General features: G+C 36.7%; 19 protein-coding genes. 7 read left to right on the top strand and 12 right to left on the bottom strand.

The genetic code is table 11. From position 1 onward, the window contains the following. Positions 1 to 437: 437 nt before the first annotated feature. The gene (locus tag ABD676_RS17930; protein WP_344676053.1) at positions 438 to 3,101 is read left to right on the top strand and encodes a TonB-dependent receptor; all 2,664 of its coding nucleotides are present in this window, start codon (positions 438 to 440) and stop codon (positions 3,099 to 3,101) included. Positions 3,102 to 3,338: 237 nt separating this feature from the next. On the opposite strand, the gene ABD676_RS17925 is transcribed toward ABD676_RS17930, so the two are convergent. Next, a complete protein-coding gene (locus ABD676_RS17925) occupies positions 3,339 to 4,043 on the bottom strand; it encodes an LOG family protein (protein WP_344676052.1) in 705 nt (234 codons plus the stop codon). 163 nt (positions 4,044 to 4,206) lie between these two features. Between ABD676_RS17925 and recR the strand changes: the two genes are divergently transcribed. Next, on the top strand, positions 4,207 to 4,821 hold the full coding sequence (recR, locus tag ABD676_RS17920) for a recombination mediator RecR (RefSeq protein WP_344676051.1): 615 nt from the start codon (positions 4,207 to 4,209) through the stop codon (positions 4,819 to 4,821). Here the strand turns inward: recR and ABD676_RS17915 are convergent. The 6 genes from ABD676_RS17915 to ABD676_RS17890 form a co-directional block, all read right to left on the bottom strand. Continuing rightward, positions 4,818 to 6,035: an MFS transporter gene (locus ABD676_RS17915; protein WP_344676050.1), complete on the bottom strand. Its 1,218-nt coding sequence runs from the start codon at positions 6,033 to 6,035 to the stop codon at positions 4,818 to 4,820. The genes recR and ABD676_RS17915 overlap by 4 nt on opposite strands. Positions 6,036 to 6,098: 63 nt before the next feature. After that, the gene (locus tag ABD676_RS17910; RefSeq protein ID WP_344676049.1) at positions 6,099 to 7,055 is read right to left on the bottom strand and encodes a metallophosphoesterase; all 957 of its coding nucleotides are present in this window, start codon (positions 7,053 to 7,055) and stop codon (positions 6,099 to 6,101) included. Further along, positions 7,030 to 7,794: a 5'-nucleotidase C-terminal domain-containing protein gene (locus ABD676_RS17905; RefSeq protein ID WP_344676048.1), complete on the bottom strand. Its 765-nt coding sequence runs from the start codon at positions 7,792 to 7,794 to the stop codon at positions 7,030 to 7,032. The genes ABD676_RS17910 and ABD676_RS17905 overlap by 26 nt, the downstream gene beginning before the upstream one ends. A gap of 109 nt (positions 7,795 to 7,903) precedes the next feature. After that, positions 7,904 to 9,127 (bottom strand): ROK family transcriptional regulator, encoded by a 1,224-nt coding sequence (locus ABD676_RS17900; protein ID WP_344676047.1) that lies wholly within the window; start codon positions 9,125 to 9,127, stop codon positions 7,904 to 7,906. Positions 9,128 to 9,524: 397 nt separating this feature from the next. Further along, positions 9,525 to 10,787, bottom strand: a complete 1,263-nt coding sequence (locus ABD676_RS17895) for a PQQ-dependent sugar dehydrogenase (RefSeq protein ID WP_344676046.1) — start codon at positions 10,785 to 10,787, stop codon at positions 9,525 to 9,527. A 41-nt stretch (positions 10,788 to 10,828) separates the two neighbouring features. After that, the gene (locus tag ABD676_RS17890; RefSeq protein WP_344676045.1) at positions 10,829 to 11,395 is read right to left on the bottom strand and encodes a YqgE/AlgH family protein; all 567 of its coding nucleotides are present in this window, start codon (positions 11,393 to 11,395) and stop codon (positions 10,829 to 10,831) included. Positions 11,396 to 11,526: 131 nt separating this feature from the next. On the opposite strand from ABD676_RS17890, the gene pdxH reads away from it, so the two are divergent. From pdxH to ABD676_RS17875, 3 genes are read left to right on the top strand one after another with little or no spacing between them, the layout of a single operon-like run. After that, positions 11,527 to 12,180: a pyridoxamine 5'-phosphate oxidase gene (pdxH, locus tag ABD676_RS17885; RefSeq protein ID WP_344676044.1), complete on the top strand. Its 654-nt coding sequence runs from the start codon at positions 11,527 to 11,529 to the stop codon at positions 12,178 to 12,180. 5 nt (positions 12,181 to 12,185) lie between these two features. After that, on the top strand, positions 12,186 to 12,677 hold the full coding sequence (locus tag ABD676_RS17880; RefSeq protein ID WP_344676043.1) for an NADH-quinone oxidoreductase subunit C: 492 nt from the start codon (positions 12,186 to 12,188) through the stop codon (positions 12,675 to 12,677). 5 nt (positions 12,678 to 12,682) lie between these two features. Then, positions 12,683 to 13,876, top strand: a complete 1,194-nt coding sequence (locus ABD676_RS17875) for an NADH-quinone oxidoreductase subunit D (protein ID WP_344676042.1) — start codon at positions 12,683 to 12,685, stop codon at positions 13,874 to 13,876. 220 nt (positions 13,877 to 14,096) lie between these two features. Here the strand turns inward: ABD676_RS17875 and ABD676_RS17870 are convergent, their stop codons facing one another. Beyond that, a complete protein-coding gene (locus tag ABD676_RS17870; protein ID WP_344676041.1) occupies positions 14,097 to 14,966 on the bottom strand; it encodes a serine hydrolase in 870 nt (289 codons plus the stop codon). A 54-nt stretch (positions 14,967 to 15,020) separates the two neighbouring features. Here ABD676_RS17870 and ABD676_RS17865 point away from each other — a divergent pair, with 54 nt between their 5' ends. Next, positions 15,021 to 15,575 carry a DUF1543 domain-containing protein gene (locus ABD676_RS17865; protein ID WP_344676040.1) on the top strand — a complete coding sequence of 185 codons (555 nt, stop codon included), beginning with the start codon at positions 15,021 to 15,023 and terminating at the stop codon, positions 15,573 to 15,575. Positions 15,576 to 15,657: 82 nt separating this feature from the next. Here ABD676_RS17865 and ABD676_RS17860 read toward each other — a convergent pair whose 3' ends face one another. The 4 genes from ABD676_RS17860 to ABD676_RS17845 form a co-directional block, all read right to left on the bottom strand. Next, the gene (locus tag ABD676_RS17860) at positions 15,658 to 16,326 is read right to left on the bottom strand and encodes an NAD(P)-dependent oxidoreductase (RefSeq protein ID WP_344676039.1); all 669 of its coding nucleotides are present in this window, start codon (positions 16,324 to 16,326) and stop codon (positions 15,658 to 15,660) included. A gap of 136 nt (positions 16,327 to 16,462) precedes the next feature. Next, on the bottom strand, positions 16,463 to 17,158 hold the full coding sequence (locus ABD676_RS17855; RefSeq protein ID WP_344676038.1) for a peptidase associated/transthyretin-like domain-containing protein: 696 nt from the start codon (positions 17,156 to 17,158) through the stop codon (positions 16,463 to 16,465). A gap of 2 nt (positions 17,159 to 17,160) precedes the next feature. After that, a complete protein-coding gene (locus ABD676_RS17850; RefSeq protein WP_344676037.1) occupies positions 17,161 to 19,125 on the bottom strand; it encodes a M1 family metallopeptidase in 1,965 nt (654 codons plus the stop codon). A 202-nt stretch (positions 19,126 to 19,327) separates the two neighbouring features. Continuing rightward, the gene (locus ABD676_RS17845) at positions 19,328 to 19,678 is read right to left on the bottom strand and encodes an arsenate reductase (protein WP_344676036.1); all 351 of its coding nucleotides are present in this window, start codon (positions 19,676 to 19,678) and stop codon (positions 19,328 to 19,330) included. Between the two features lie 181 nt (positions 19,679 to 19,859). Here ABD676_RS17845 and fbaA point away from each other — a divergent pair, with 181 nt between their 5' ends. Beyond that, the gene (fbaA, locus tag ABD676_RS17840; RefSeq protein ID WP_344676035.1) at positions 19,860 to 20,939 is read left to right on the top strand and encodes a class II fructose-bisphosphate aldolase; all 1,080 of its coding nucleotides are present in this window, start codon (positions 19,860 to 19,862) and stop codon (positions 20,937 to 20,939) included. Positions 20,940 to 21,647: the final 708 nt, after the last annotated feature.

Raw genomic sequence — 21,647 nt, 5'->3', positions numbered from 1 at the left:
CCTTTTTTTTGGTATCATATTGACAAGTGATAGGATTTCAACTTCTTACTAAAAGCAAGTTAATTTATGCCTGAGGCTAGATTTATCTTGGATTGAAATTATGCGAACATAATATTCTAACTGGGGTGAAAATAGGTTTACCTGTTACTAATTTGTTAAGAAAACCAGCTGAATTCATAGAAATAGGAAAAAACTTTTCCACATTTTGATAAATGTTAAAATTTGTTAAACTGTTAATATTAGACGGGTTTCGTTGTTAAAATTCCAATTAAACTAAATAGTTGCTGTGAAAACTATTTAAATTTTCAATTCTTACTTATCCGAATGGGACATTTAGCTACAAAAAGTTGGGTGTGAGTATATTAAGTTTATGTTAACCCTTGTGTTAAGTCAAATTGACTTTATAATTTTGCTGTACTTATTAATAAAAAACAAGTATGGAAAAAACTTCTACTAAACTAATTGCCATTTTCATAATGGTGTTACTTTGTAACATTGCCTGGGCGCAAACCACGTTACGAGGTAAAGTTACGGATGGAACTTCACCAATTCCTGGTGCTACAGTTTTGATCCAGGGGACTACAGTAGGTACCTCTACTGATGTAAATGGGGATTTTTCTATTAATGCTCCTGCTAATTCAGGGAAATTAATAGTTAAAATTATGGGTTACCACACGGCAGAAATTGCTTTTACTTCTGGAAAAACAGATTTAGGCACCATCACCTTACAACAAGCAGGATCGCAAGATATCGGTGAGATTGTAGTTGTTGGTAAAGGGATTATTGATATCGCTGACCGTAAAACTCCTATCGCAGTTTCTACTATTACACCACTAGAAATTCAAGAAAAAAGTGGTGCAAACGTAGAATTCCCTGAGTTAATGAAAAATACACCATCTATTTACGTTGCTGACCAAGCAAGTGGTTTTGGTGATTCAAAAATGTTCGTTCGTGGTTTTGATCAATCAAATACTGCGTTTTTATTAAACGGACAACCAATTAACGGAATGGAAGATGGTAACATGTACTGGTCAAATTGGTCAGCTATGTCAGATGTTGCGAGCTTGATTCAAATCCAAAGAGGTCTTGGATCTTCTAAATTGGCTATTTCTTCAGTTGGGGGTACAATCAATATCGTTACAAAAGCTACTGAATTGCAAAAAGGTGGATCAGTGCGTATGGAAACTGGTAATGATGGACTAGCTAAAGCTACACTTGTTTACAATACTGGTATGGTAGGCAAATGGGGTTTTTCGATGATGGTAAATGGTTGGAGAGCTGATAAAAAATATGCATTAGGTACAGCAGGTGCTGGACAGAACTATTTCTTCTCTGTTGGTTATCAACCAAGTGAAAAGCACAACTTAAACTTCATGATTTTCGGTGCTCCTCAATGGCATGACCAAAACTTCTCAAAACCTTTAGAGTCGCAATATAGATCAAATAATACTATCCTTCAAACTCCAGGTTATGAAATCACTGGTGAAAAAGGAAACTCTAACTATGGTTGGTACAAAGGTGAAGGCTTATCACAAAGAACTAACTTCTACCACAAACCAGTAAGTAACATCAACTGGGATTGGACAATCAATGAAAAATCGTCTTTATCTACAGTATTATATGCTTCTTTAGGTAAAGGTGGTGGTACAGGTATCCTAGGTAATGGTCCTGGTTACACTTTAAATGGATTTGATCCTAATAATGGTACTACAAATTGGGATGTACTTGCAGAGTTGAACTCTAAACTAAAAGATGGTATTTCAGCTGGTAATTCAGGTTCTACTTTAAGAGCTTCTGTAAATAACCACTTCTGGTATGGTTTAGTGTCAAACTATAACTTTGATACACAAAACAACTGGTCTTTCAACGTAGGTATGGATTTAAGATTCTACGAAGGAAATCACTTCCAACAATTAGTTAACCTATTGGGAGCAAAAGGACGTGTTGCAGAATCAAACACAAAACCTGAAGTAAATCCTCATAAGAAAAATATCGTTACAGAGACATTTTCAACAAACCCTTGGGAACATTTGTTTAGAAAAAGCCCTAGCTTAGATCAACGTGTAGCCTATGATAATGGAGAGAAAATCAACTATCAAGGTGTGTTCGGTCAAGTAGAATATGTGGATGATGCATTTTCAGCTTTCGTACAAGGATCTTTATCTAATCAAGCTTACCAAAAAATCGATCGTTGGAACTACGCTGCAGGCGAAACTAAATCTGAATTCAAAAATAAGATTGGATATAACTTAAAAGGAGGTTTAGCTTATACTTTTGAAGATCAACATACGATCTTTGCTAATATTGGTCAATATTCCCGTCAACCTTTCTTAGACAATGTGTTTGTTTCAAATACCGTTGATTTTGTTGACCCTTCAGTAGATAACGAAAAGATCTTTGGTGTTGAAGCAGGATATAAGTTCACTAGTCCTTTATTTGATGCAAACTTAAATGGTTATTATACTACTTGGGACAATCGTTTTGCTTCTTACAGTGCTAGAGATTATGAAATAAATAATCAAGTTTATCCTAATGTAACTTATTTGTTGACAGGTGTTGGTCAAGCGCATAAAGGTCTTGAGTTAGATTTTACTGCTCGCCTATTGTCTAACCTTACTTTAAAAGGTTTTGGATCAATTGGAGACTGGAAGTATAACGGTAAATCACCTTTCCGTGTAAGAGATAATGATTCATTTAGTATTATTGATGAGGATAAAGTAGGTCAGGATTTAACAGGTGTAAAAATTGGTAATGCTGCACAAACTACTTTCGGATTAGGTGTGAAATATTATATTCTTCCTCAATTTTCTATTGATGTTGATTATAATCACTTCGCTAATTTATATGGAAATGTGGATATTAAAGATGTAATTGCTTCTTCTTTGAAAAATGAGGTTTATCAATCAGAGAAACTTGATAACTTTAACTTAGTTGATGCTGGATTAAGCTATACCTTTAAAATGAAAAATGAACAAAGATTAAAATTCAGAGGAAATGTTAAGAACCTTTTGAATGAAAACTATTTTTCACGTAAAGATGCTTTTGGTTATTTCTACGGTTTAGGAACTACTTGGAATGCTGGATTAACTTATAGCTTCTAGTTTTTAGATCATATCATATAAAATAGCGGACATCCTAATAAGATGTCCGCTATTGTTTTTTACAAATGATTAAAATGGATGATTTTTTAATATTGAATATTTGATTGAATCGAGTTAATTCAAGTCTCATTAAAAAATTAAGCTCCCGTCAATTTACTGACGGGAGCTTTTTTATGTTAGAAACATCTAATGATTGCTGTTTCCTAAATCTTCAATGTAAATGGTATCCTTCTAATTCTAGAAGTTTGGTTTCAATAGATACTTGTCGTAGAACTTGAAGATGTGGCCTACGGCTTCATCTGCTGTATCAACCATACGATAAAGGTTAAGGTCTTCTTCACTGATGTATTTATTGCCAAGCATCGTTCCTTTGATCCATTCAAATAAACCACTCCAATATTCAGTACCTACTAAGACAATTGGGAACCTTGCGATCTTACCCGTTTGAATCAACGTAATAGCTTCAAATAGTTCGTCCATTGTTCCAAATCCACCAGGCATTACAATATAACCTTGAGAGTATTTCATGAACATGACCTTACGGACAAAGAAGTAGTTAAATTCAAGTAGTTTATCGCGGTCAATATATTTGTTATGGAATTGTTCGTGCGGTAATTCAATGTTTAATCCAACTGATTTACCTCCTGCATTGTATGCTCCTTTGTTGGCTGCTTCCATAATACCTGGGCCACCGCCAGAGATAACACCGTATCCTCTTTCTGCTAATAAACGTGCTATTTCTACCGTCATTTGGTAGTACTTATGCTCATCTGGTGTTCTTGCTGATCCGAATATGGAAACACAAGGACCAATCTTTGCTAATTTTTCGAATCCATCTACAAACTCTGACATAATCTTAAAGATTTGCCAAGAGTCCTTTACTTTTATTTCCTGCCATGTTTTGTTGGCAAAGGAGTTTAATATTTCATCATTCTGCGTCATACGTCAATATTTTTATTTTCTGGCAAGCAGAATTATCCGCCTTACCGTTACTTGTAAGATAATATTAAATATTTAATTTATGTTTAGTCCAGGCAACTTTTTGCTGAAAATTCTTCAAATTTATTCCTTATCTGTCTTGGTTTTATTTTTGTAATTTTGGCAAATGAATTTTTCGTCTAAACTTCTAGAACAAGCAGTAGAAGAGTTTTCCAAACTACCCGGTGTAGGAAAGAAAACTGCTTTGCGTTTGGTGTTACATCTATTGAAACAATCGGATGCTGATGTCTCGAAGTTTACTCAATCTTTAGACCGTTTAAAATCCGAAATACGCTATTGCCGGACTTGCTTTAATATCTCCGATCAGGAGGTTTGCGAGATCTGTGCTTCTCTAAAGCGTGATCATAGCCTTGTTTGTGTTGTAGAAGATACCCGTGATGTAATGGCAATTGAAAACACGAATCAATACCATGGGGTTTACCATGTATTGGGCGGATTGATTTCACCAATGGAAGGAGTAGGGCCAGCAGACCTTAAAATCGAAAGTCTAATAGAACGAATTCGAAATTCAGAACTAAAAGAAGTTATCCTTGCACTTAGTGCTACCATGGAAGGGGATACCACTATATTTTACCTGTATAGAAAGCTTCGCGAATTTAATATCCAAATCAGTACCATTGCCAGAGGAATCTCCTTTGGGGGTGAGTTGGAATATGTGGATGAAATTACATTGGGAAGATCAATAGCAACTCGTGTTCCTTACGAGCGCAATGTAGGTTAGACTTCCTTATTCATCTTGCTAATGATCCAATAGAATCCTATAGCACAAATCATCAATACAGTACCATTTCCAATCCAAAGCGTATTATAACCATAATGCTCGGCTATATAAGTTCCTAAATAGGCACTAAAAACATTAGCCATAGCGAACGCTAAAGAATTAAATCCCATATAGGCTCCTTGGTTTGATTTACTGGCTCTAGAGATGCTAACAGTGGCCATAAAAGGCAAGGAAAGCATTTCTCCAGTTGATAGCATGAACATCGCTAAAAAGAGCCATGTCATTCCTAAATCTAAAGGAAGCATCAAATAAGATACACCTGCTATGGCAGTACCCCAAAGCATGATTTGACGAACAGAGAATCGATGCTCGACCACATGTACAAGGATCATCTCAAACAACACAATCACAAACCCACTAAAACCTAATAATAATCCAATTTGATCAGGCAATAACTGATGCGCCTCTTTATAATACAAAGGGAGAGTACTCAATAATTGAAAGAATGCCATAGAAAAGAAACAGCATAGAATATTGAATACGATAAATAATCCGTCTTTATAGGCATTTCTAACAGGACCTTCTTCCACAAACTGCTCTTTTTTATACTCTTTAGGTTCTGTTCTTGCTTTTCTATTTCTGAAGAAATAAATAAAAACTACAGCCGCTACACCAGCAGCAATTGCATTTCCATAGAATATCCAATCGTAAGAAATGGTTGCCAAGAATCCACCTAGGGCAGGACCAATAGAGAAGCCTAAATTGACAGCCATCCTGTTCAATGAGTAGGCACGAGTTATGTTTTCGGGTTTAGCATATCGAGCAACCGAAACCGAGTTAGCAGGACGGAAAGTGTCGGCAACTAAGGTCAATAAGAAAATCATAAGCGCCAAACCTTCAAAGGTTCGGAAATTAGGCAATACTAAGAATAGAGGAATCACTAGAATCTGACTCCAAACCTGAACCTTAAAGTTTCCGAATTTATCGGTTAACCAGCCACCTAACCAAGATCCACATACAGATCCTAAACCAAAACAACCTAAAACCATACCGATTTGAGGTTTGCTAAAGTTAAGTTCTGAGGACATGTAGATCCCTAAAAAAGGAATTACCATGGAGCCCGTACGGTTAATTAGCATGACTAATGCAAGTAACCAGGCTGCTGGAGATAATCCTTTATAGGAGTTTATATAGAGTTTAATTAGTGCTTTCAATATGGTAAATAGATTAACAGTACCCTTTGCAGGGTACAAATAAAAGATTGTATGTCTGCAAGATTAGGCTTTGATAAGATCTAGAGAAGCATCAATAGCATAGGTGTTTGCCAATGTACGTTTGCTACCGGTCTGCTTATCTAGGATAATATCAATTCTTCCAAGATTAACACCCGAACGTCCGGTTTGGTTTACCAGTGTGATTTTACCGTCCAGATTGCGAACTTCCGTAGGTTTATCCAAAAACGTATGGGTATGTCCGCCGATGATTAAATCAATGTCCTTGGAATTCTTTGCTAAGACTAAATCTGAAACTTGATCAGTGTCGTAGGAATAACCGATATGTGAAAGACAGATAATCACATCACATTTTAGGTCCTGTTTCAGTTTTTTAGTCATTCTGGCAGCAACTTCTATAGGATCTGATATCTTGACACCTTTATAGCTATTCGGATCAACTAAACCATCTAAATTAACTCCAACGGCAAAGACTCCTATTTTGACTCCATCTCTTTTGAAGATCTCGTACTCTTTGGTTTTACCTTCCATGATGGTCCCACTGAAATCATAATTGGAAGAAATAAAAGGGAAGTTAGCTTTGTCAAAGTGTTTTAATAATCCAGGTAGTCCATTATCAAACTCATGATTTCCGAAAGTTCCGGCATCATATTTTAATTTAGACATCAGTTCTAATTCCAATTTCCCGTCAAAAACATTGAAATATGGAGTTCCTTGGAAGATATCACCAGCATCAAACAACAAGACATTTGGTTCTTCTGATCGGATTTTATTGATCAAGGTACTGCGTCTAGCCACTCCGCCTAGGCCTTGGAATCTACTTCCATCCATAGGGAAGGGGTCAACGCGACTATGAACATCGTTGGTATGTAGAATGGTAATTTTGACTTCTTTCCCTTTAGCAAAGCCAGCTAATGGAAGTCCAGAAAGACTAACTGCAGCTCCTGCAGCTAAGATTCCCTTTAAGAAATCCCTTCTATTCAATGATTTTAACTCTTCCATCTAATTTTGATTCTACTTGTTTACCAGCTTTTGTCAAGCCTTGAATATATTCGATCAGCCCCTCACGAACGAGCTGTTTTGTAGTGACACTTTTTACAGGTTTATCTAAACCACGCACATGATCGCCACCATTAGCAACGAAATCATAGGTGATTAGTTTGTATGTCTTATTGGGGTCAATGGTATTCCCAGCGATTTTGAAATCCATTAATTTCTTACCCTTGATAACAATTTGGGCATTACTAATAGGTTGTCCGTTCGATTCAGCAATAAACTCAGCTAATCTTAACACATCGGATCCTTTTAATTCTAGAATGACCAATAAATTTTCAAAAGGCATGAATTCAAAAATAGTACCTACAGTAATATCACCGGCCTTAATACTTGAGCGGATTCCATCCTTGGTAGCCATGGAAAAATCTACTTGTGGATCAATATTACGACCGATATTTACCATTGCATCGGTGAAAAAATTGCCTAATAAAGTTTCCGGAAGATTACGATTTTGAATCATGTTTTCTTTGGAAGTGCCAATAACCTCATTCATTTTGGCTTCCAATTGTTGCCGATAGGGGGTAATATAATTACTAATCGCTGTATCCTCAGCAATTTTACTATCGATGCTAAGCATCTGTTTATTACTTACCGTAGCTTGGTAATAGGTCGTTTTACAGGAACTTAAGCTAAGTAGACCAACAAGAAGAAACAGCAAATTATGCTTTGAAAACCATGTCTTCATATCAATAATTTTATGCAAAGGTATTAAGATTGCCAAGAAAACGAAACCTCTGATGCATTATTTTGATAACAGTGGATAAAAATAATATGCTGTTTATATTATCTTAATTTTATCCCAAATTCTCTTCAAAGTATCTTTTTACAAAATAACGTACTAAGCCCATGCTGTTGGAACGATCACCTAAATTGGAAGCTACAAGCTCACAGTTATTAGCAATCATTTTCATGGTATAGGTATGGAATTGTTGTTGAATGGAGGAAGATAAAAGGGGAGAAGCCTTTGCAAATTCACCAGATATTACTACAATCTCTGGATTGAATAATTGAAGGATCATTGCTAAAGCTTTACCTAATTTATTTCCTAGCGTGGTCATTAATTGAATAGCGTATTGATCGCCATTTAAAGCAGCTTGTATCAAATGCTTTGGTTGGATTTCTTCTTCTAAATTGACCATATTTAAAACGGTCGGTATACCAGCTTCGATATCTTGCTTGGCTTTTTCTACTAGGGAAGCCCCTGAAATTAAAGTTTCCAGACAACCGCGTTTACCGCAATAGCATAGCTCGCCTTCTTCTTTGAATGATATATGTCCAATTTCCCCTGCGAATCCGTTCTTACCCCAATGTAAAGAATGGTTGCTGATAAAGGTTAGTGCAATTCCCCAATCTAAATGGACCATAACCCCATCTTTTTTCCCTTTTAATGCACCGTAATATTGTTCGGCAATACCAGATGTTTTTGCGTCATTGATAATAATAGTGGGTTTATAGAATTCATTCTCCAGTTGCTTTTCCAATTGAAAATCATCTTCATAGAAATAACTGTAGTTAATGCCTTTGCTTTTTTCAATTAAGCCAGGCATAGAAATGGCGATACCCGATATTTCATCCCAGTGAATGGGAGCTTCAATGACATAGTTTCGAACCGTATTAATTAATGCTTTAAGCTGACTTTTATCCTTAGAGAGCTGATATGAATAAGTTTTAGAAGGAACTAGTTCAACACAATTATTGTCTAAGATCTGAATCTTTAAAGACTGCTTCCTGACCTCAACGGTTACAATTTTAAACAGATTATCATTTAACTGGTAAAGATTAGGTTTTCTACCGCCTATTGACTCCCCTCGTTCATGTTGTATGATTAAACCTTGAACAACCAAATCAACCAAGAAAGCATTTAATGTTGGAAAACTAATGTTAAGTTTTTTCATTAAATCATTAATTGAGATTTTCCCTTTTTGAAAGATGGCGTTTAGAATAGCGATTTTCTTTTTGTTGGTCTTTTTTTCTTTGTTGCTGCTGTTTGTAGTTAATACTTTTTCTACGCTGTTCATATGGTTATTATACGGTTTCCGACAGTTATATATGCCTAATAATCAACTATGTTTTGCTTGAATGTGAATAATATTGATTATTTGAGCCTCTTTACAAATATATAATTAATAATTTATCTAATTTGAATAAAACCGTAAAACAATATTAATATTACATCATTTTTTCTCCTCCTATATTGTAAATATTAATTGATTATTAATTATTTTAATAAAGTATGTTTGAATGATTAAAATTTTAATGATGTTTAGTTTAATGAAGCCTTTACCTTGTATAAAGCTAGGGGTAAAATAACAATAGGCTAAATGATATGCTCATTTAGCCTATTGTGTATTCTACTAAGAATTTAATATTAACGATCTTGTTTAATACAAGATTGCTGTTGTTCTAATCTTAACTTTATTTTTTATCAATTTTATATACCTTTCCAGCATCCGTGAAGGCGTAAAGTGCTCCATCATTACCCTGAATAACATCTCTGAATCGTTCACCTTCTTTTGCTAATAATCGTTCCTCACCGACAACTTTATTGTCCTTGATAACTAATCTTGCAATGTGTGTGCTACTTAAGCCTCCGATAAATAGATTGTTTTCCCATTCAGGAACGCGATTGCCTTTATAAAATGTCATACCACTAGGCGACAAAACGGGATCCCAATAGTAAACAGGTTGCTCTAAACCATCTTTTTGTTGAATAATTGGAGTGCCGATTGGTTTTCCAGAATATTCTAATCCATAGGTGATAGTTGGCCATCCATAGTTTAATCCAGGTTTTACTAAGTTAAGTTCATCACCACCTCGAGGACCAAATTCTGTTTCCCAAAGGTCACCTGTTGTTGGGTGAAATGCTAAACCCTGAACATTTCTATGTCCATAAGAGTACACCTCTGGCCGAGCATTTTTATCTGATTCAAATGGATTTCCTGCCGCAGGCTTACCATCCTTGGTAATTCTAATGATTTTACCCAATGCAGATTTTAAATCTTGCGATTGAGGTCGTGTCTCTAGATCAGAGCGTTCTCCAGTGGTCACTAATAGATTTCCGGATTTGTCAAATAATATTCGACCTCCATAGTGTAATTTACCTTTGTAAGTTGGCAATGCTTGATAAATTACTGTAGCTCCTTCAATGCTCTTTTCGTCTGCTGCTAATTTACCTTTACCAACTGATGTATGGTTACCATCAGCTACTGGCTCCGAGAATACCCAATAAACCATTCTGTTTGTTGCGAAATCAGGGTCTAGTGTAATCCCTAATAAACCGCCTTGACCATCGGAATCTACTTTTGGTAAACCGGTAATAGGAGCACTCACTTGTCCAGAGTTAGGATCTACGATAACCATATTTCCTGCCTTCTGTTGGGTAACCAGTATTCTTCCATCTGGTAAGTTTGCTGCTCCCCATGGTGTTTTTAAGCCTTGAGCTATCACCTTTCCTTCAAAGGCTGTAGCAGTTTTTACCCCGGCTATTCGTGTTTGCCCTTCAAATGCTGGCTTGTAATCCGTATTTGCTTTTTGTGTTTCTACGGGTGGATATTTTGTCGTATCGACCGAAGTGCCTGTGCTGTCTTTTGCCCCTGCCTCGGTACCGTTGGTGCCTGAGCAAGAAACTAAAGCTGTTGCAGCTACATAAATTAAAGCACTTGTTAATTGTTTTTTCATGTTGTGGTTGATTATTTGTTTATTTCTAATTTGTTGTTTCTTTAATTAAACTCAGGACGCTTCGGAAAGTTTGCGACATGTGCATATTTTGGTCCCATGCTTATAATAGTTTCCTTCCATAAGTCTTCGCCATCATTGATAAACGTAAGGTCAATATGAAATGAATTATGTACAGCCCAGGAATTCTGTTTTATCTCTTCATCTAACTGGCCTGGACTCCATCCTGAATAGCCTAAGAACAATTTTACCTCATCACTACTCAGTAGGTTGTCATTCAGCAAATCCCGAAGGTGATCAAAGTCGCCACCCCAATAAAGATCATCCACAATGTGGTTTCCACTCTTTAGTTTGTCATAGGCACGGTGGATAAAAAACAAAGCATTTCCTTCCACAGGACCCCCAAAATATAGCGGTACATCCATATTATCTATGCCTTCTAGAACATCTGAAAGATTTAACATGGAACGATGGTTTAATACTAACCCTATTGTGCCGTCATTGTTGTTGTGCTCACAGAGTAAGATGACTGACCTTTCAAAGTTCTGATCTAGCATAAAAGGCTCTGAAATGAGCAAGCTTCCTTTCTTGGGTGTGAATTCGTTGAACATAAAGAATAGTTGTAAGGGTGTGAAAATAATTCTTACTGTTTTTAATTCTACCGTAAAATACTAATAATTTTCATATCCTTTTCATTAAAAAATGGATAATTGGTTAAGTTTGTAACAAATACATATCTGCCATGTCCATTGTACATAAAGAAATAGCTGCAATTCGTGAAGACTATGCCAAAAGCAGTCTTAATGAAAATGATGTGCTTAGTAATCCCATCGATCAGTTTTCCAAGTGGTTTCATGAGGCTGTTGCTTCTGAAGTCACGGAACCAACTGCTATGGTGGTTTCTTCTGCCGACCTAAATGGTCGTCCTTCTTCGCGAGTGGTGTTATTAAAGGATATCAAATCCAATGGAATATCTTTTTTTACCAATTACAACAGCCGAAAAGGGCAAGAAATGATTTCAAATCCTTTTGTAAGTGTTTTATTTTTCTGGCCAGAACTTCAACGTCAAGTCCGTTTCGAAGCAGAAGTAGAAAAATTACCTGAAGAGGATTCCAATGAATACTATGCTTCAAGACCACGTGGTAGCCAATTAGGAGCTATTGCTAGTCCGCAGAGCGAGGTTATTGCAAATAGAAAAGTATTAGAAGATCGGGTTGAAGCTGTTGAGAAGGAATTCGAAGAGACAACACATATTCCTAGACCAACTTTCTGGGGAGGCTTTTTATTAAAACCATATCGAATGGAATTTTGGCAGGGTAGAAGTAGTCGATTACATGACCGTATCGTATATGAAAAACAAGCTGATGATTGGAAAATCATTCGTATAGCGCCATAAATAAGATGTTAACAGCAATTAAAGAGATATTACAAAAGAAAGTTGATCAAGCAGCTGTTTTAGAAGAACAACACCTTGGTTTGCAATCTGCCCTTTATATAAACCCAATTCATTTGGTTGCAGTTTGCCAAGTATTGCAGGAAACAGAAGGTCTTTATTTTGATTTTCTTTCCAATATTACAGCAGTAGATTATCATCCGGAAAATTATTTTGAGATTGTCTACCACTTGAGCTCTATTCCTTATCAAAAGGAACTGGTATTAAAGGTGAAGTTGGAGAATGATCGACAGCAGGAAAATTTACCTGAGCTTCCTTCAGTTTCTTCCGTTTGGCGTACTGCCGATTGGCATGAACGTGAAGCCTTTGATTTAATGGGGATATTCTTTACAGGGCATCCCGATTTAAGAAGAATATTACTGCCAGATGATTGGCAGGGATTTCCGCTTCGAAAAGATTATGTCGATCCTGAAACTTACCACAATATCCCTATCAAATAAGGCTGATGGACGAAAAATACCTTAAAGGACTCCGAGATTACGAAAGTCGTATAACGGATGTTTCATCCCAAGAGATGGTGATCAATATGGGGCCTCAGCACCCCTCAACACATGGTGTATTACGACTGGAATTGATTACCGATGGGGAAATTGTCAAAGATATTATTCCGCATTTAGGTTATCTGCACCGCTGCTTTGATAAGCATGCAGAGTCTATGAATTATACCAAAACTATTCCTTTTACCGATCGCTTGGATTATTTGGCTTCTATGAACAACAGTCATGCTTTTGTGATGGGGGTTGAACGTATGTTAGGAATTCAGGATAAGATCCCAAAGCGTATAGAATATATTCGGGTTTTAGTTTGCGAACTTAATCGGATTGCTTCCCATTTAATTGCCATCGGTACATATGGTATTGATATCGGAGCTTTTACGCCATTTATGTGGTGTTTTAGAGATCGTGAGCATATCATGAATATGCTGGAATGGGCTTCAGGATCAAGAATGCTGTATAACTATATCTGGATTGGAGGTTTGTTTTACGATATCCCGGTTAATTTCGAAGAACGTTGTCAAGAATTTATAGATTATTTCAAACCAAAATTGGTTGAATTAGATGATCTTTTGTCCAATAACCAGATCTTCATCCAGCGTACGGCCAATATTGGTGTATTACCTGCTGATGTAGCTATTAATTATGGTTGTTCAGGGCCTATGCTTCGGGCATCAGGTATTAAATGGGATTTACGTCGTGTAGATGCTTATTCCGTATATCCTGAAATAGATTTTGATATTCCAGTAGGTAAAGGAGAAATGGGAAAAATTGGCGATTGTTGGGATCGTTATAAGGTTCGAGTGGATGAGGTTAAAGAGTCTGTAAAGATCATCGAACAATGCTTAACACGTCTAACCAAAGATTTTAAACGAACTCCTGATTTCGATCCTCGTGCTCTAGTGCCTAAAAAAGTCAATTTGAAAGCACAAGATTACTATGTTCGGGCGGAAAATCCAAAAGGAGAATTAGGGTTCTATTTTGTGACGGCTGAAAGAACGGATATCCCAAGAAGAATAAAAGCAAGAGGTCCAAGTTTCAATAATTTATCCGTATTGCCCGAATTAGGTAAAGGAGTCTTAATTGCTGACTTAATTGCCATATTAGGGTCAATAGATATTGTGCTTGGTGAAGTCGATAGGTAACTGAATAATGCAAAAAACTGCAAAAACATTTAGGAGATATGAATTTTATGTATATATTTGCTATCTCATAATTTAAGTTTATAATTGGTTAATAGTTAGGGGAGCAATTGCCAGATTGCTTCCCTTTCTTTTTTCTAATAATTTGCTAGAATTATTAATCATGCACAAATGCGCACTCCTAGTTTCGAGCATTATTGATCCTTTTATTTTTTCTATTCAATTAATTTTCGAAGTGCTCCCAAATTAACTTTGCAATTCTTCTAGTTAGATTTTCAGCTTCATTATTATCGGTCCAACTTTGATCTTTGTTGTTTTTGGTCAAAATAGAAAAAACTAGATCACCATGAGGGGCATTGACCAATACCACTTCTCCTCGTGCATCATTTACTGAACCTGTTTTACTAATAGTGCTGTAAATTGCAGGGATTTGTGATAATGAACGTTCGTTGTAAAATTGATTCTTTAAAAATCGGTACATTTTATCAGAAACTTCAGGAGCAATCACCTTTCCTTCTCGGATCAATTCAAAAAGGTGAGCAATCTCATAAGGTGTAGTTTGTCCCCATCCAAATTTTTTCCAATCTGCTTCTCGTCCTGCGGTTCTAGAATTCACTTTGGTATTCAGTAGGCCTAGCTTTTCCATTTGAGGATTAATAACTGCGCCACCACCTGCTAATTCTTGTATCCAAATAGAGGTAACATTATCTGAATAGGTCAGCATTAAGGATATCATGGTTGCCAAATCAGTTTTCGTGCTATCCTTGTAAAATTGCATTAAGCCTGAACCACCATAAGTACGTTTATCGCTATAAACAAACTCTTGTTTCAAGTTCAATTCTTTATCCTGTATTTTTTGAAAAATACCGACTAGCAAAGGGACTTTAACAATGCTGGCAGTAGGGAAGATGCTGTCTGCAGAAATACGGACTTCCTTTTTCGTCTTTAGGTTTTTTACATATATGCCTACATCACCTTGGAAGCCTTTGATTTCTTGCTCAATTTTTTTGCTGAGTTTTTTATCGATTTTCTGTGCGTGAAGATTTAGGCCAAATAGAATAAAAAGGCAAGCGATAAAGATTTGTTTTTTCATGGTTTAGATATTTTGTTTAATTTGTTTTTCGAAGTTAAGGAATCATAAACAAATATGCAGGCAATGAACTTATTTATGCTCGTGATAGGCGGAAAACCCTCTGGAAGGTTTACAGAACAACATGATGTGTTTTTTGGAATAGCTGTAGAACTCAAAGATTTAGTGCCAAGTCTCCATAAGTTTTGGCCAGAGCTAGAAGGAAAAATGCATATCGACTCCTGGAGGAAGGTAAGTCAAGTAGATGGCTTTCAAATAAACGTTGTACCTAGAGATTCCAACCCTTTAAAAGGTGAAATTAAGCTGTTCTTTGTCAATTTGGGTGGCTATAAACCTAATGATATGGAGGAATACCATTACAAACAGGTGGTTGTTGCTACAGATTTAGCTGAAGCAACTCGAATTGCCAAACAATCTGTGTTTTGGAAACATCATGATTCCTCCCATATTGATGATAAATATGGAATTGATGTAGATGATGTTTATGAGGTAGAAGATTTATTGCCTTCTGATTTTAAATCTAGGTTTCAATTGCAGTGTGTAGAAGGAGAGGGTCAGAAAGATGAATTACACGTAGGTTATTTGAAGATTAGTAAATTGATTGCTCAATAATAACAGAAACCATAATGATGATTCCTTCATCAATATGGTTTCTGTCAATAGCCCATTTTGGAGAGGACTAACCTTTATTATTCTAATAACCGGCCGTAAATCTTCTCTTAATAAATTTCTTGTTTTCTAGTTCATCAACAATAGCCACGGCAGCATCTTGAACAGAGATCCTTGAGTGCCCTTCGGTATCAAATATCGGGTAATCGGTTCCTGTGCGATAACTTCCTGTTCTGCTTCCTCCTGATTTCGGATTCATCTCTAAGGCTGGGCTGAAAAATGTCCAATCCAAATCTCCTTCCCTCGATATCAATTCATAGAAGTCCGCTGCGGCTAATGCACCAGGTTTTATCTCTTTTGGAAAGTCTTTGCCATCAACAATTCTAGTATCCTCTGCAGTCAACAGACTGCCTGCACCACCTACAACAATTACTCGATTGACACCTGATTCTTTTATTTCTTTTAAAATATGCCGAGAACCTTTCATATAATCCTCATAAATGTTGGGGTTTGTCCAGCCGGCATTATAGGCCGAGATAATAGCTTCATTTCCGTTTAATGCAGAGCCCAAAGCAGTGCTTTCCTGCACATCCATCTGTACCGCTAAAACATGGGGTTTATTTTTTAAGCTGCTAACATCTCTTGCTATAGCGGTAACCTCATAACCACGCTGCAGCAACTCGTCCAATATATGTGATCCGACAAATCCTGTAGCTCCTATCAAGGCTACTTTTTTATATTCTACGTTATCCATAATAATTCCTTTGATTTCCTTACGATTAAGTTAAATGAAAAAAAGGATATGTCTTCCAACCCTGAGGTTTTTATGACATATCCTTTATATAACAATATTGAATTCTGAAATGTTTCCGAAAAATGGAAACTCAGGTTTATTTCTTTAACTTTTTGAATTCAGCATAAGAAACTAGGATGTATGCAGTCAAATCTTCTTTTACTGCTGCTTTGGCAAATTCAAAGCTTGGCTTATATTTATCCTTAAACAGTGGAAGGTCGGCATCGCTGATTGGCACCAAAGATTGAATTAATTCGTCCGTAAATGCACGATCGACAAAACGTTGTTCTTGTTCCAATTCCAAAATTTTAATAGCATTTCTAGCTATTTTAGCGTCTTTGCCAAATAAGCGCGATGGAGATACACGAAGGCCTCCTTTTGTTTGGCTGGTCTCCACAGCCTTGCTGTTGTTCTTAGCACGCTCAATCTCCCTTGCAATTCGGCTATCCGTTATCTTCGTTACAACTACTTCATCAATCTGAATGGTGGTCTTATCTGGAATTAGGTAAATGCGGTTTATTTCTCCTAATTCTTGGTAAATAAATGCGGTGTCACGATCAAATCCTCGGACCATTAAGCTTAAATAATCATACCGATTCCCAGGGATACTGAAGTTTCCTTGTGCATCGGATTTTGTCTGTTGATTGGTTCTTAAATTTTTAATCTCTACTTCACTAATACGCTTGTCATTTTTTAAGTCTATGACAATCCCTTTGATATCTTGCGCAAATGAAAATGTCATGCTGCCTAATAGCAGCATGACAGTAAGGTATATTTCTTTTAAATTTCTCATGCTTAGTTGCTGTTCCAAACATTGTTCTCCGGGTTAGAGTCCGGATAAACTTGGTCTGGATCTATTCGTACGTTCGTTAACTTCTCTGTAGTATTTAACACAAATTTCCACGAACTGTTTCGCTCCCAAACTTCTACCGGAAGTTTATGACGAATTTTCTTTCCTGATACCGTTGTCGCTTCAACAACCACAGGCATCGGCATCTTTTGTAAATTGCTGATGGTGATAATAGCACCTTTTGTTGGGTCCAACTCAACATAGTTGACATCTGTGATTGCTTGATCCAATGACCAGTTATTTAAGATCCAACTTCTCCAGAACCAATTTAAATTTTCTCCAGTTTCATTTTCCATTACACGGAAGAAATCTTCTGGGGTTGGGTGCTTATAAGCCCAATATTCTACATATTTTCGGAAAGCCGCATCAAAACGCTCAGCTCCTAAAACCTCATCCCTTAAAATACGCATGGCATATCCTGGCTTGTAATAGGCCAACATACCAATATTACGTTCTTTCATACCCTGAGGGGTCGTCATGATTGGTTCTAGGCTTGGATTCATGATCATTCGTGTCATTGCATTACGAGAGCCCCTTGTGCGGTTGTATTCACCATTATTGAACGCCTCTGTTGACAGGTCATTGATGAAAGTATTAAACCCTTCATCCATCCAAGCATATAGACGCTCATTGGAACCTACGATCATAGGGAACCAAATGTGGCCAAACTCATGGTCTGTAACGCCCCATAAACTTCCTGCTTTAGCTCGGCTACCACAGAAAACAATACCAGGATATTCCATACCACCCACATTGGATGCCACATTTACAGCAATCGGGTAGGGGTATTCCATCCATTTATTGGAATAATGTTCAATGGATGCTTTCGTGTATTCCGTTGATCTTTCCCAAGCATTTCCACCATTACTCTCTTTTGGATATGCTGAAAGTGCTAATGACTTCTTGCCACTTGGCAAATTGATTTTTGCAGCATCAATGATAAAAGACTTAGAAGATGCCCAAGCTACATCACGAGCATTATTCAAGCGATATTTCCAGGTCAAGGTGCTTTTCTTAGGTCGTGAATTAGGATTTGGCACCTCATCTTGAGAACGGATAATAACTGTCTTATCACTATTCTTCGCTTTGTTGAAACGATCCAATTGCTCTTTTGTCCAAACCTCTTCTGGATTGAGCAATTCCCCTCCTAAAACGACGATATGATTGGCAGGAGCAGTAATCTCCACATTGAAATCACCATATTCTAAGTAAAACTCACCTGGCCCAGTATATGGAAGGTTATTCCATCCATGTACATCATCGTAAACCGCCATTTTTGGATACCATTGTGCAATAGCATAGATGTTTCCTTCTGAGGTTGGTAGAATACCTGTACGGTCAGCTCCATACTCAGGAACGATGTAGGAGAAATCCATACTGAATTCAATTTTCCCTCCATTTGCTTCCAATGTTTTTGGAAGTTCTATCCGCATGCGGGTATCGTATATTTTATATTTTACTTCTTTTCCAGACTGATCTTTAACCTGGCTTATAGTATAACCGCCGTCAAATTCGCTCGAAGAATCACCATAACGGCTGTTGGTCAAGGGAACAACAGCTTGTCCTATAGATTTTTGATTAAATAAATTCTGTTCCAGCTGTAACCAGATAAAGTCCATCTTGTCAGGACTATTATTGGTATAGGAAATCTTAACTGTTCCTTTGACTTCATGCGTTTGATCATTCAAACTAACCTTAATGTCGTAATTAGCGGCATTCTGCCAGTACTGATGACCTGGCTTGCCAGATGCTGAACGGTAAACAGATCCAGAATTGTTATAAAAGACCGGATTAAACGCAGCTTTATAGTCATACACACTCTCTGTGGTTCGCGTAGGTTGTGCTTGACCAAATACAGCCTGTGAAAATAACAGGACGGCTGCCAGTGGTAATAATTTAGTTTTATTCATCGGTTGTTTATTTGTTTCTTGTTGTTTGCTTTTTATAAGGCTTTATATCAGATTAAATAAAAAGTATATCTAGAACAAGAATTGCTTGTTGTTATGATTTTATTCCTTTCCTAACGCAGAACTTACGGTACTAAAGCTAAATTCTTTCCAAAACTCGTAGTCCAAATTGATGAGAGCAATATTATTTAAGAATTATATAGCTTTAAGCCTTTAACTTTTCCGAGTAGGCCGATTCATCAAAACCCAATAATATTCCTTTGGGAGTTTCAATGACAGGTCTTTTTATCATTGAATTATTCGCTAAAAGGGCTTTATTTGCTGATTTGGCATCCACTACGGCAGCCTGTTCCTCAGCGCTTAATTTACGCCAAGTCGTACCTTTTTTATTGACAAGTGATTGCCAATCTAATTCCTTTTCCCAAGACAAAAGCTTTTCTTCGGTTGCTGGTTCTTTTTTGAAATCATGAAATTCATAAGGAAGATTATGCTCATTCAACCAGTCCAAAGCTTTTTTTACTGTATTGCAATTTTTTATTCCGTAAACCTGTAACATGTTTTTATGCTGTTTCAATGCTATATGATTAGCTAAAGATATTAATAAATCTCGAATAGCTGGATTGTAGTGGATATATTACACAAAAATTCAATAGTGTATTTTTTACACTATATTTCTTCTAATCTAAAAAAAACTATATCTTTATTTTCATTAATGACTATTTAGAAAGAAATAAACTATGAGCCTAAAAGATTTCAAAGGTGTTCTATCAGGAGATCAAGTACAAGAGTTATTTGAAATAGCAAAAAAGAACAATTTTGCTTTACCTGCCGTAAACGTAATTGGTACCGATTCCATTAATGCAGTTATGGAGACTGCAAAAGCAGTTAATTCCCCAGTAATCATTCAGTTATCCAATGGTGGTGCGCAGTTCTATGCGGGTAAATCCTTGAATAATGATGGTTTAAAAGCCTGTATTTTAGGTTCTGTTTCTGCTGCACAACACGTTCATTTATTAGCAGAACATTATGGTGTTGCGGTGATGTTGCATACGGACCATGCTGCTAAAAAATTACTTCCTTGGATTGATGGATTGTTAGATGCTGGTGAGAAATTTTACGCACAACATGGCAAACCATTGTTCTCTTCTCATATGTTAGATCTTTCTGAAGAGCCTATTGAAGAAAACATCGAAATTTCTAAGAAATACTTAGAGCGTATGAAACCGCTAGGAATGACCATCGAAATCGAATTAGGTGTTACTGGTGGAGAAGAAGATGGTGTTGACAACTCGGATGTAGATAGCTCTAAATTATATACTCAACCTGAAGAGGTAGCATACGCATATAAAGAACTTTCAGAAGTTTCTGATAAATTCACTGTTGCTGCAGCTTTTGGTAATGTACATGGTGTTTACAAACCTGGGAACGTAAAATTGCAACCGGTAATCCTACACAATTCACAAGAATATATCCGCGAGAAATTTAACTTACAAGCTGAAAAACCTGTAAACTTTGTGTTCCATGGTGGTTCAGGTTCTTCTCCTGAAGAAATTAAAGAGGCAATCTCCTACGGTGCTATTAAGATGAACATCGATACAGATATGCAATGGGCATTCTGGGATGGTGTTCGTGAATACGAAGCGAAAAACCACGATTACTTGCAAGGACAAATCGGTAACCCAGAAGGAGCAGATTCACCAAACAAAAAATACTACGACCCTCGTGTATGGTTGCGTAAAGGTGAAGAAACTTTCGTTACGCGTTTGAAACAAGCTTTTGAAGAATTAAACGCTGTAGACGCAAATAGTAAATTATAATTTACCTTTTGCTTTAAAGCATAAAATATCCTAATAAAAGACTGTTCCTTATTAAGCAGAGGAGCAGTCTTTTTTTATATATGATTTTCTCTAAATCGTATTCCCAAGAAAAATTACTTGTAATAGCTGTATGAATCCACCTAGTAATGTCCATATATTATTCCTTGGTATAAGCATATAATTTCTTCCATTATGATTCGTGACTCTAAAGGAATTTCTAGGGATCTGATAGGGGTCTCCTTCGGATCTCGTTCGCTTCTAACCGAACGAGATCCGAAGGAGATCCGAACAAGTTCCGAAGGAGATCCGATGGAGTGTCGAAGAAAACCCTTTTGAGAGATATGAGATGTGAGACCGCTTCGCTATTGGATATGAGACATGAGACCGCTTCGCTGTTAGATATGAGATATGAGACCGCTTCGCTGTTAGATATGAGATATGAGACCGCTTCGCTGTTAGATATGAGATATGAGACCGCTGCGCTATTAGATATGAGACATGAGACCGCTTCGCTATTAGATATGAGACAAAAGACGTAAGACAACAGATTATATACTTATTTGCGGTCGAAGTATGCTTCGACCCTACGGTTAAGGTAGTTATAGTTTATATTTCCACGAATATTTGTAGGCCTTATGTTGGTATTAAGGACGTGCTATTACAAAGAGATAGCATAAGATTATTTGTTTATATTTTTATATAACCATA

The sequence above is a fragment of the Sphingobacterium kyonggiense genome (assembly GCF_039536825.1).
GTDB classification, from domain to species: domain Bacteria; phylum Bacteroidota; class Bacteroidia; order Sphingobacteriales; family Sphingobacteriaceae; genus Sphingobacterium; species Sphingobacterium kyonggiense.
This window is presented reverse-complemented; position numbering and strand designations above follow the sequence as displayed.